Annotated in this window: 9 protein-coding genes; all 9 read left to right on the top strand. The window is 73.2% G+C overall.

Annotated features, from left to right (window positions below; translation table 11 throughout):
• Positions 1-737 (top strand): pyridoxal phosphate-dependent decarboxylase family protein (locus ACRDSK_RS26515; RefSeq protein WP_431444013.1); only part of this gene is annotated, 737 nt, incomplete at its 5' end.
• Complete coding sequence (locus ACRDSK_RS26510; protein ID WP_431444012.1) at positions 734-2,002, top strand: lysine N(6)-hydroxylase/L-ornithine N(5)-oxygenase family protein; 1,269 nt, start codon at positions 734-736, stop codon at positions 2,000-2,002. The genes ACRDSK_RS26515 and ACRDSK_RS26510, both read left to right, overlap by 4 nt.
• Positions 1,999-3,738 carry an IucA/IucC family protein gene (locus ACRDSK_RS26505; protein WP_431444011.1) on the top strand — a complete coding sequence of 580 codons (1,740 nt, stop codon included), beginning with the start codon at positions 1,999-2,001 and terminating at the stop codon, positions 3,736-3,738. Before ACRDSK_RS26510 ends, ACRDSK_RS26505 begins: the two co-directional genes overlap by 4 nt.
• Positions 3,738-5,060, top strand: a complete 1,323-nt coding sequence (locus tag ACRDSK_RS26500; RefSeq protein ID WP_431444010.1) for a glutamine synthetase — start codon at positions 3,738-3,740, stop codon at positions 5,058-5,060. Before ACRDSK_RS26505 ends, ACRDSK_RS26500 begins: the two co-directional genes overlap by 1 nt.
• 95 nt (positions 5,061-5,155) lie before the next feature.
• Positions 5,156-5,977: a TIGR03084 family metal-binding protein gene (locus ACRDSK_RS26495; RefSeq protein ID WP_431444008.1), complete on the top strand. Its 822-nt coding sequence runs from the start codon at positions 5,156-5,158 to the stop codon at positions 5,975-5,977.
• Positions 5,974-7,635, top strand: a complete 1,662-nt coding sequence (locus tag ACRDSK_RS26490; RefSeq protein WP_431444007.1) for an acyclic terpene utilization AtuA family protein — start codon at positions 5,974-5,976, stop codon at positions 7,633-7,635. The genes ACRDSK_RS26495 and ACRDSK_RS26490 overlap by 4 nt, the downstream gene beginning before the upstream one ends.
• Positions 7,632-8,783: an acyl-CoA dehydrogenase family protein gene (locus ACRDSK_RS26485; RefSeq protein ID WP_431444006.1), complete on the top strand. Its 1,152-nt coding sequence runs from the start codon at positions 7,632-7,634 to the stop codon at positions 8,781-8,783. Before ACRDSK_RS26490 ends, ACRDSK_RS26485 begins: the two co-directional genes overlap by 4 nt.
• On the top strand, positions 8,780-10,378 hold the full coding sequence (locus tag ACRDSK_RS26480; RefSeq protein ID WP_431444005.1) for an acyl-CoA carboxylase subunit beta: 1,599 nt from the start codon (positions 8,780-8,782) through the stop codon (positions 10,376-10,378). The genes ACRDSK_RS26485 and ACRDSK_RS26480 overlap by 4 nt, the downstream gene beginning before the upstream one ends.
• Before the next feature lie 5 nt (positions 10,379-10,383).
• The coding region (locus ACRDSK_RS26475) for an acetyl-CoA carboxylase biotin carboxylase subunit (protein WP_431444004.1) at positions 10,384-11,798 on the top strand (1,415 nt) is incomplete at its 3' end.

Raw genomic sequence — 11,798 nt, 5'->3', positions numbered from 1 at the left:
ACGTCGATCCGCACGGCGACGAGGTCGTGGTCGCCACCGCGGGCACCACCGACACCGGCGCGATCGACCCGCTGCCCGAGCTCGCGGCCGCCGCCCGGCAGGCCGGCGCGTGGTTGCACGTCGACGCGTCCTACGGCGGCGCGGCCCTGTTCAGCGACCGCCTCGCCGCGAAGCTCGCCGGCCTGGGCGCCGCCGACTCGGTCGCGCTGGACCTGCACAAGTTCGGCTGGCAGCCGATCGCCGCCGGCATCCTCGCCACGCGTGCGCCGGTGCGCGCGCTGCACGTGCGGGCGGACTACCTCAACGCCGGCGACGACACCGAGGCCGGCATCCCCGACCTGCTCGGCCGCTCCATCCGCACCTCGCGCCGGCCGGACTGCCTCAAGATCGCGGTGACCCTGCGCGCGTTGGGCCGGCGGCGGATCGCCGGGCTCGTCGAGCGCTGCTGCGAGCTGGCCCGGCAGGTCGCGCGCGAGGTCGAGCGCCACCCGGGCCTGGAGCTGTGGGCCGAGCCGGAGCTGTCGACCGTGCTGGTCCGGCCCAAGGAGGCGGCCGACGGGCACGTCGCCGCGGTCCGTCGCCGGCTGCTGGAGGACGGCACCGCCGTGGTCGGCCGCGCCACCGCGGACGGCCGGGTGTGGCTCAAGCTCACCCTGCTCAACCCGCACGCCGACGCCGGCGACTACCGGGGTCTGCTCGACCTCCTCGACGCGACCGCACGCCGGGTCGCGCCGTGACGCTCGATCTCGCGGGCGTCGGCATCGGCCCGTTCAACCTCTCGCTCGCCGCGCTGGCCGAGCCGGTCGACGGGCTGCGCACCGCGTTCTTCGAGCGCGAGCCGGAGTTCCGCTGGCATCCGGGCCTGATGATCGAGGGCGCCGCGCTGCAGGTGCCGTTCCTCGCCGACCTGGTCTCGCTCGTGCAGCCGGCACACCCGCTGTCGTTCCTCAGCTACCTGCGCGACCGCGGCCGGCTCTTCCCGTTCTACTTCGCCGAGCGCTTTCACATCCCGCGCGCGGAGTACGAGGACTACTGCGCCTGGGCGGCCCGGCGGGTCACGAACGCGCGGTTCGGCCGGGACGTGCGGGCTATCCGTTGGGCCGGGAACGTCTTCGAGCTCGACGTCGAGCCCGGCGGGCCGGTCCGGGCGCGCAACGTGGTCCTCGGCGTCGGCACCGAGCCGGTGCTGCCCGAGCCGCTCGAGCACCTGGCGGGCGAGCGGATCCTGCACTCCGCGGACTATCTGCCCGCCCGGGACCGGCTGCTCGGCGTGGACGACGTCACGATCGTCGGCTCGGGGCAGTCCGGCGCGGAGGTGTTCCTCGACCTGCTCCGCGCCCGACCGCGCGGCGGGCTGCGCTGGCTGACCCGCACGCCGGCGTTCGCGCCCATGGAGTACTCCAAGCTGGGCCTCGAGCAGTTCACCCCGGACTACACGCGCTTCTTCCACGGCCTCGACGAGCCGACCCGCGACCGGCTGGTGCCCGCGCAGTGGCAGCTGTACAAGGCGATCAGCGCGGACACCATCGGGGCGATCCACGACGAGCTGTACGAGCGCACGGTCGGCGGTGGCTGGCCGGAGGTGACGCTCGCGCCCGGGGTCGAGGTCACCGCGGCGGCGGAGCGTGCCGGCCGGGTCGAGCTCGAGCTGCGTCACGTCCAGCAGGACCGCAAGGCGACGGTCACCACGGACGCGGTCGTGTGCGCCACCGGCTACCGCGAGCGGGATCTCGGCGAGCTGCTCGGGCCGCTCGCGGACCGCATCGAGCGGGACACGGCGCACCGGATCGCGGTCGACGCCGACTACCGCGTGCGGCTGGACACCGGCGGATCCCTGTTCGTACAGAACGCGGAGCGGCACACGCACGGGGTGGGCGCACCGGACCTGGGGTTGGCCGCGTGGCGGTCGGCGCGCATCCTGAACGCGGTGTGCGGGCGGGCGGTGTACCCGTTGCCGGACCGCACGGCGTTCACGACGTTCGGGCTGGAGGAGTTCTCATGATCTCGTCATGGCGGGCCGCGGGGACGCTCGTCGTGCACAAGATGCTCGGCGAGCTGAGCTACGAGGGACTGTTCGAACCCAAGCCGGACGGGGACGAGTGGGTGCTGGAGCTCCCCGAAGGCGTCTGCTACCGGTTCCGTGCCCGGCGCGGCGCGTTCGAGTCCTGGCACGTCGAGCCGGGCAGCGCGACCCGCGACGGCGAGCCGGCCACCGACCCCCGCACGCTGGTCGTCGACGCCCGGGAACGGTTGGGGCTCACCGGCTTGCGGCTCGCCGACGTGCTTGCCGAGTTGACCGCCACCGTCACCAACGAGGCGATCCGGCTCGACGACGCGCCGACCGCCGTAGCACTGTCCACTATGGACTACGACCGAGCGGACGGTCACCTCACCGGCCACCCGCGGCTGGTGCTGAACAAGGGGCGGGTCGGCTTCTCGCAGACCGACCGGGAACGCTACGCGCCCGAGTCCGGGCCGGCGTTTCCGCTGCGCTGGTTCGGCGTGCACCGCGACCACGCGTCGTTCCGGTGCGTCGCGGAGCTGTCCGAGGAGCGGCTGCTCACCGAGGAGCTCGGCGACCAGCTGGCGGAGCTGCGCGCCGGGCTCGCGGCGCCCGAGGAGTTCGTCCTGGTGCCGGTGCACCCGTGGCAGGCCGACGAGATCATCGGCACGCTCTACGCGGCCGAGCTGGCCGAGGGCATCGTCGTGCCGCTCGGCGAGAGCATCGACCATTACCGTCCACACCAGACGATTCGGACGCTCGCCAACGCGAGCCACCCGACCCGCCGGGACGTGAAGACCGCGGTGTCGGTGCGCAACACGCTCGTCTACCGGGGGCTCGCGTCGGCCGCGACGCTGGCCGCGCCCGCGGTCACCACCTGGCTGCGCGAGGTCAGCGCGGCCGACCCGCTGCTCGGCGAGAAGTACCGCTTCGAGCTGCTCGGCGAGGTGGCGAGCGTGTCCGTGCGCCACCCGCTGCTGGGCAACCTGGCCGAGCTGCCCTACCGGTTCCACGAGACGCTCGGCGCGCTGTGGCGTGAGTCGATGCGGGCGCGGCTCGGGCCGGGGGAGCGGGCGATCTCCTTCGCGGCGCTGCCCTACCGCGGCCCGGACGGCGAGGCGGTGGTCACCCGGCTGGTCCGCGAGTCCGGGATGGACACCGATGAGTGGCTCGGCCGGTTGCTCGACCTGCTGCTCACCCCGCTGCTCCATTGGTTGCTGCGGTACGGCGTGGGGTTTTGCCCGCACGGTCAGAACCTCATACTGGTCACCGACGGGCGAGGGACGCCGCAGCGGGTGGCGATCAAGGACTTCGCGCAGGGGGTGGACCTGCTGGACGAGGACGTGCCGGAGTACACGGCACTGACCACGGAGGCGACGGCGCACATGCTGCGCTGGGCGCCGCACCTGCTCGCGCAGTCGCTGTTCAGCTCGGTTTTCGCAGGTCAGCTGCGGTTCTGGGCCGAGGTCATGCACGACGACCTCGGTTACCCGCGGCCGCGCCTGTGGGCCAGGGTCCGCGAGGTCGTCGGCCGCTACCGCGAAGAGCACCCGGAGGCCGCGACCCGCTTCGACGCGTGCCGGCTGTTCGCGCCCGACGTGGAGCGGGTGACGCTCAACCGCGAGCATCTGGCTGGTCAGGGCTTCGACAAGGTCGACCGAGACGACGAGTTCGACGTCCGGTTCGGCCGGGCTCGCAACCCCCTGGCGGGGCCGGCGCCGGACGGTGCGTGGTGATGGAGCACCAGCGCCCGGGAGGCTCGCGCACCCTCGACGCCCGCGCCGCCGCGGCCGCCACCCTCACCGACGCGGTGCGGACCGAGGTGCTCGCGCGCACGGTGTCCGGCCTGGTCCTGCTCGTGCCGGACCCGCACGCCCGGTTCGCCGCGGTCGGCGTCGGCGCCCGGTTCTTCACCGACTCCGTGCTCGAGCAGGGGTACGGCGTGTGCAGCTACGTGTTCGGCTGGACGCCGGAACGCGAGGCGATCCCCGCGCCGGTGTTCAAGCGCTACATCGACCACTACGGCGACCTGCGGATGCGCCCGGACCTGGCCACGCTCGCGCCGCTGCCCGGACAGCCCGGCACCTGGCTCGTGGTGTGCGACGTCGAGTGGCCCGACGGCAACCCGGTGGCGATCGCCCCCCGGACCCTGCTGCGCGAGCAGCTGCAGGCCGCCGAGGCGGAGGGGTTCGTGCCGTCGGTCGGCCTGGAGCACGAGGTCACGTTCATCGACAAGTACGGGGCGCCGCTCACCGCGGACGGGCTCGACTACGCGGCGGGCGGGCTTGACGAGATGAACCCGCTGCTGGGGACCGTCCAGACCGCGGTGGACGAGCTCGACCTGGGAGTCGAGTCGCGGCGCGGGGAGTGCCACCCCGGTCAGTACGAGAGCGTGCTCGGCCACCGCGACGCGCTGGCCGCGTGCGACGACGCGATGCTCCAGCAGCTGGTGATCCGCCGTGCCGCGTCCGCGCAGGGCGTGCGGGCGAGCTACCTGGCCGCCGAGCGGGCCGGGACCGGTAGCTCGTGTCACGTGCACCTGTCGCTGGCAGACCTGGGCGGCAAGCCGCAGTTCGGCGACATCACGCTGCTCGAGCGGTTCACCGCCGGCGTGCTGACGGCCGCACCGGCCCTGACCGCGATCTGGGCGCCGACGTGGAACTCCTACGTGCGACTGCGCACCGCGCCCTTCGCCCCGACGGATGTCCGAGTCGGCGCCGACGACCGCACGGCGGCCGTGCGCCTGGCCGGCTCCGACGAGTCGCTGCGCATCGAGGCCCGCTTCGCCGGCGCGGACGCGCAGCCGCACCTCGTGGTCGCCGCGCTGCTGGCCGCCGGCATGTGGGGCGTGCGCGAGAAGGTGCCGATGCCGCAGCCGACCCGCCTGCCCGACACCCCCTGGCAGGCGCTGCACGCCCTGGATGACTCCCAACTGGCGCGCAAGCTCCTGGGCGACGAGGTGGTCGACGCACGGGTCGCCCTGCTCCGGGAGGAGCTGATGACCAGCCTCAACACGGTCAACGACTGGCAGCGCGCCCGCGGCAACCGCCGGGTCTGACCCACCGAGCCCTCGGTTCGTACCCGACCAGCGTCGGTTAAAAAATCAAGCACGAATGCTTGAAATGGCCGCCGACCTCGTGCCAGAGTGTCCCCGTGGTTGAGCTCAACGTCCTCGTCGCCGACCTGCGCGCGGAAAGTGCCGAGATCGACGCCCTGGTCGGTGGGCTCTCCGCCGACGACTGGGCGACGCCGACGCCCGCCGCGGGGTGGACCGTCGCGCATCAGGTGGCGCACCTGGCCTGGACGGACCGGCAGGCGCTGCTCGCGATCAACGACGAGGCGGCCTTCCGTGCGGAGCTGGCCGCGATCACCGTCCCGCCGGAGCGGATGGACGAGCTGGTCGACGCCGCCGCCGCGGAGGGTGCCGCGCAGCCGCCCGCCGAGCTGCTCGCCGGCTGGCGGCGCGGGCGCGACGACCTGGCCGAGATCCTCGAACGGGCGCCCGACGACACCAAGCTGCCCTGGTACGGCCCGCCGATGTCCGCCGCGTCCATGGTCACCGCCCGCCTGATGGAGACCTGGGCGCACGGCTACGACATCGCCGACGCGCTCGGCGTCCTGCGCGAGCCGACGGCTCGACTGCGCCACGTCGCGCACATCGCCGTGCGGACCCGCGACTTCGCGTACCTGGTTCGCGGCGAGCAGCCGCCCGCGGAGCAGTTCCGGGTGGAGCTGACCGGCCCCGACGGCGAGGTGTGGACGTGGGGACCGGCCGACGCCGACCAGCGGGTCACCGGGCCGGCGCTGGACCTCTGCCTGCTCGCCACCCAGCGGATCAACCGCGCCGACACCGCCCTCGTGACCGCCGGCCCGGACGCCGACGCGTGGCTCGACATCGCGCAGGCATTCGCCGGCCCGCCGGGCGACGGGCGCGACGCCGGGAGCCGTGAGCGGGAGCGGAGAACACCGGCATGATCAGGATCGGCAACGCCTCCGGGTTCTACGGGGACCGGTTCGCCGCGGTCGAGGAGATGCTCACCGGCGGCGAGCTCGACTTCCTCACCGGCGACTACCTCGCCGAGCTGACCATGCTCATCCTCGGCCGGGACCGCATGAAGGACCCGAACCGCGGCTACGCGCGCACCTTCCTGAGCCAGCTCGAGACGGGCCTCGGCCTCGCGATGGACAAGCGGGTGCGGCTCGTCACCAACGCGGGCGGGCTCAACCCGGCCGGCCTCGCGCAGGCGATCCGCGAGCTGGCCGAGCGGCTCGGCATCGCCGTGCGGGTGTCCCATGTGGAGGGTGACGACCTGCTCCACCAGGGCTTCGACGGGGCCCTGACCGCCAACGCCTACCTCGGCTGCTGGGGCATCGTGGAATGCCTGAACGCCGGCGCGGACGTCGTGGTCACCGGTCGGGTCACCGACGCCTCGCTCGTCGTCGGGCCGGCCGCCGCGCACTTCGGGTGGGGCCGCACGGACTTCGACGCGCTGGCCGGCGCCACCGTCGCCGGCCACGTCATCGAATGCGGCACCCAGGCCACCGGCGGCAACTTCGCGTTCTTCACCGAGGTGGCGGACCTGACCCACCCCGGCTTCCCGATCGCCGAGCTCGACGCGAGCGGTGACGCGGTGATCACCAAGCACCCCGGCACCGGCGGCACGGTCACCGTCGACACCGTCAAGGCCCAGTTGCTCTACGAGATCGGCGGCCCGCGCTACCTCGGCCCGGACGTCACCAGCCGGTTCGACACCATCCACCTCGAGCAGCGCGGACCGGACCGGGTCGCGATCACCGGAACCCGGGGCGAGACGCCGCCGGAGGCGGTCAAGGTCTGCGTCAACACTCTCGACGGCTTCCGCAACAGCATGACGTTCGTCCTCTGTGGACTCGACATCGACGAGAAGGCCGCGCTCGTGCGCCGCCAGCTCACCGGTGCGGTCGGCGCGGACGGTCTGCACTGGACGCTCGCCCGCACCGACCACGAGGACGCGGACACCGAGGAGGCCGCGAGCGCGCTGCTGCACGTCACGATCAAGACACCGGATCCCAAGCGCGCCAAGGCGTTCTCCCGCGCGTCGGTCGAGCTGGCGCTGGGCTCCTACCCGGGCGCCACACTCACCTCGCCGCCCGGCGACGGCACCCCGGTCGGCGTATACCGCCCGGAGTACGTGCCGCAGCAGTCGATCGAGCAGGTCGCCGTACTGCCCGACGGCGAGCGCCGCGCGGTCGACCCGCCCGCGGCCACCGGCACCCCGCAGGGCGAGATCCACCACGAGGAGCCCGAGCACACCCCTGGCCCGACGCGCCGCGCGCCGCTCGGCACCGTGGTCGGTGCCCGCTCCGGGGACAAGGGCGGCGACGCCAACCTCGGCGTCTGGGTCCGCGACCCGGCCGCCTACCCGTGGCTCGCCGCGGAGCTGACGGTCGACCGGCTGCGCGGGCTGCTCCCGGAGGCCAAGGACCTCGACATCGAGCGCCATCCGCTGCCCAACCTGCACGCGATCAACTTCGTGCTGCACGGCCTGCTCGGCCAGGGCGTGGCGGCGTCCACCCGCTTCGACCCGCAGGCCAAGTCCCTCGGCGAGTGGCTGCGCTCGCGCCACGTCGACATCCCGGAGGCCCTCCTGTGAACACCGATCCGTTTCGGACTCCCGAGCGCACGGCGCTACGCGAGACGACCCGGCGGTTCGTCGAGAAGGAGGTCCTGCCTCACCTCGACCAGTGGGAGCGCGACGGCGAGCTGCCGCGCGACCTGCACCGCAAGGCCGGCGAGCTGGGCCTGCTCGGCGTGGCCTTTCCCGAGGCGGCGGGCGGCGGAGGCGGGAACGTCCTCGACGCGATGACCGTGACCGAGGAGATCCACTACGCGGGCGCGTCCGGCGGGGTCGTGGCGGGCCTGTTCACCTCCGGCATCGCGCTGCCGCACATCGCGCACGCCGGTGACCCCGAGCAGATCGAGCGCTGGGTGAAGCCGACGCTGGCCGGCGAGCTGATCGGCTCCCTCGCGGTCACCGAGCCGGACGGCGGCTCGGACGTCGCCAACGTCCGGACCACGGCAAAGCGTGACGGCGACGACTACGTCGTCGACGGCGCCAAGACGTTCATCACCTCCGGTGCCCGCGCCGACTTCGTCACCACTGTCGTACGCACCGGCGACGCGGGCGCGCACGGCCTGTCGCTGCTCGTCGTGGAGCGCGGCACGCCGGGCTTCACGGTCTCGCGCAAGCTCGACAAGATGGGCTGGCTCTGCTCGGACACCGCCGAGCTGTCCTACGTGGACTGTCGGGTGCCGGCGGCGAACCTCGTCGGCGCCGAGGGCAGCGGGTTCGCCCAGGTCGCCACCCACTTCGTCACCGAGCGGCTCGCGCTCGCGGTACAGGCTTACGCGACCGCGCAGCGCGCGCTCGACGTGACCGTCGAGTGGTGCCGGCTGCGCGAGACCTTCGGCCGGCCGCTGATCTCCCGCCAGCTCGTGCAGCACAAGCTCACCGAGATGGCCCGCCGGGTCGACGTGGCCCGCACCTACGCCCGCGACGTCGCCGTCCGGCACGCCGCCGGCGAGCAGCTGGTGGCGCAGGCGTGCTTCGCCAAGAACACCGCGGTCGAGGCCGGCGAGTGGGTGGTCAACGAGGCCGTCCAGCTGCACGGCGGGCTCGGCTACATGCGGGAGTCCGAGGTGGAGCGCCACTACCGCGACATCCGGATCCTCGGCATCGGCGGCGGCACCACCGAGATCCTCACCGGCCTGGCCGCCAAAGTACTGGGATACACCTCATGACCCGCCTACGCTCCACAGTGGACAAGACCACCGTCGATTTCGGGGCCAACCGCGAGGCGATGCTGGGCAAGCTCGCCGAGATCGAGGCGGAGCAGGCCAAGGCAGTCGCGGGCGGCGGCGAGAAGTACGTCGACCGGCACCGCAAGCGCGGCAAGATGCTCGTCCGCGAGCGGATCGAGATGCTGCTCGACGAGGACTCGCCGTACCTGGAGCTCTCGCCGTTGGCCGCGTGGGGCAGCGACTACCGGGTCGGCGCGAGCGTGGTGACCGGCATCGGCGTGGTCGAGGGCGTCGAGTGCCTGGTCAGCGGCAGCGACCCGACCGTCAAGGGCGGCGCGAGCAACCCGTGGACGGCGAAGAAGTCCTACCGGGCCGCGGACATCGCCGCGCAGAACCGTTTGCCGTCGATCCACCTCGTCGAGTCCGGCGGCGCGGACCTGCCCACGCAGAAGGAGATCTTCATCCCGGGCGGGCGGATCTTCCGCGACCTGACCCGCTCGTCGGCGGACCGGGTCCCGACCGTGGCGCTGGTGTTCGGCAACTCGACGGCCGGCGGCGCGTACCTGCCGGGCATGTCGGACTACGTGGTGATGGTCAAGGAGCGCGCCAAGGTGTTCCTCGGCGGCCCGCCGCTGGTGAAGATGGCCACCGGAGAGGAGTCCGACGACGAGTCGCTCGGTGGCGCCGAGATGCACGCCCGCACGTCCGGCCTCGCCGACTACCTCGCCGCCGACGAGCAGGACGCGATCCGCATCGGCCGGCGGATCGTCGCCCGGCTGAACTGGCGCAAGCAGGGCTCGGCGCCGGACGCCGACTACGCCGAACCCGAGCACGATGCGGAGGACCTGCTCGGCATCGTGCCCACCGACCTCAAGGTGCCGTTCGACCCGCGCGAGGTGATCGCCCGCGTCGTGGACGGCTCGGACTTCGACGAGTTCAAACCGTTGTACGGCACCAGCCTCGTCACCGGCTGGGCGCGCATCCACGGCTACCCGGTCGGCATCCTCGCCAACGCGCGCGGCGTGCTGTTCAGCGAGGAGTCGCAGAAGGCCGCGCAGTTCATCCAGCTGGCCAACCAGATCGACACGCCGCTGCTGTTCATGCACAACACCACCGGCTACATGGTGGGCAAGGAGTACGAGCAGGGCGGCATCATCAAGCACGGCGCCATGATGATCAACGCGGTGTCCAACTCGAAGGTCCCGCACCTCTCGGTCCTCATGGGCGCCTCGTACGGCGCCGGGCACTACGGCATGTGCGGGCGGGCGTACGACCCGCGGTTCTTGTTCGCCTGGCCGAGCGCGAAGTCGGCGGTGATGGGCCCGCAGCAGCTGGCCGGCGTGCTGTCGATCGTGGCCCGCCAGGCGGCGGCGAGCCGCGGCCAGGACTACAGCGAGGAGCACGACCAGGCGATGCGCACGATGGTGGAGAACCAGATCGAGGCGGAGTCGCTGCCGATGTTCCTGTCCGGCATGCTCTACGACGACGGCATCATCGACCCACGGGACACCCGGACCGTGCTCGGCATCAGCCTGTCGGCCATCCACAATGGACCGATCAGCGGCGCCGGCGGCTTCGGCGTCTTCCGGATGTGACCGCCATGATCACGTCGCTGCTCGTCGCCAACCGAGGTGAGATCGCCCGCCGGGTGTTCCGCACCTGCCGCACGCTCGGCATCACGACGGTCGCTGTCGGCTCCGACGCGGACGCGTCGGCCCCGCACGTGCGCGAGGCCGACGCCGCGGTCCGGCTGCCAGGCGCCGCGCCCGCCGACACCTATCTGCGGGCCGACCTGCTCGTCGCCGCGGCGACCGGGGCCGGCGCGGACGCCGTGCACCCCGGCTACGGGTTCCTGTCCGAGAACGCGGCGTTCGCCCGCGCGGTGCTGGCCGCCGGGCTGACGTGGGTCGGGCCGCCGCCGGAGGCCATCGAGGCGATGGGCTCGAAGATCGAGGCCAAGCGGCTGATGGCCGGCGCGGGTGTGCCCGTGCTGGCCGAGCTGGACCCGGCGGCGATCACCGAGGCGGACCTGCCGGTGCTGGTGAAGGCGTCCGCCGGCGGCGGTGGCCGGGGCATGCGGGTGGTCCGCACGCTCGACGAGCTGGCGTCCCAGGTGGAGGGTGCGCGCTCGGAGGCGGCGTCCGCGTTCGGTGACGACACGGTGTTCTGCGAGCCCTACCTGGCGACCGGTCGGCACATCGAGGTGCAGGTGCTCTGCGACGCGCACGGCACCGTGTGGGCGGTCGGCGAGCGGGAGTGCTCGATCCAGCGCCGCCACCAGAAGGTCGTGGAGGAGTCGCCCTCGCCGCTCGTGGAGCGGGTCGCCGGGATGCGCGACGAGCTGTTCACCGCCGCCCGGAACGCGGCCAAGGCCATCGGCTACGTCGGTGCGGGCACCGTCGAGTTCCTCGCCGACGAGACCGGCCGGTTCTACTTCCTGGAGATGAACACCCGGCTGCAGGTCGAGCACCCGGTCACCGAGTGCGTCACCGGGCTGGACCTGGTCGAGCTGCAGCTCACCGTCTCGGAGGGACGGTCGCTGCCGGCCGAGCCCCCGCCGCCGCGCGGGCACGCGATCGAGGTCCGGCTCTACGCCGAGGACCCGGCCGCCGGCTGGCGGCCGGCGAGCGGCACCCTGCACCGGTTCGACGTGCCGGGCGTGGCGGCCGAGTTCGCCCAGCTGGAGCGCGGCATCCGGCTCGACTCGGGCGTGGTGGACGGCGACGTGGTGAGCCCGCACTACGACCCGATGCTCGCCAAGGTGATCTCGGTGGCGCCCACGCGGGACGCGGCGGCCCGCGCGCTCGCCGCCGCGTTGAGCCGGTCCCGCGTGCACGGCGTCACGACGAACCGCGACCTGCTCGTGCGGGTCCTGACCCACCCGGCCTTCCTCGCCGGCGACACCGACACCGCGTTCTTCGACCGGCACGGCCTCGACGCGCTCGCCGCCCCGCTCGCGGACGAGGAGGCCGTGCGGCTCTCGGCGCTCGCCGCGGCGCTGGCCCGGGCCGCGGC

The sequence above is a fragment of the Actinophytocola sp. genome (assembly GCF_050699915.1).
Lineage (GTDB): Bacteria > Actinomycetota > Actinomycetes > Mycobacteriales > Pseudonocardiaceae > Actinophytocola.
Note: the sequence above shows the minus strand (reverse complement) of the source record. Positions and strands in the feature narration are given on the sequence as shown.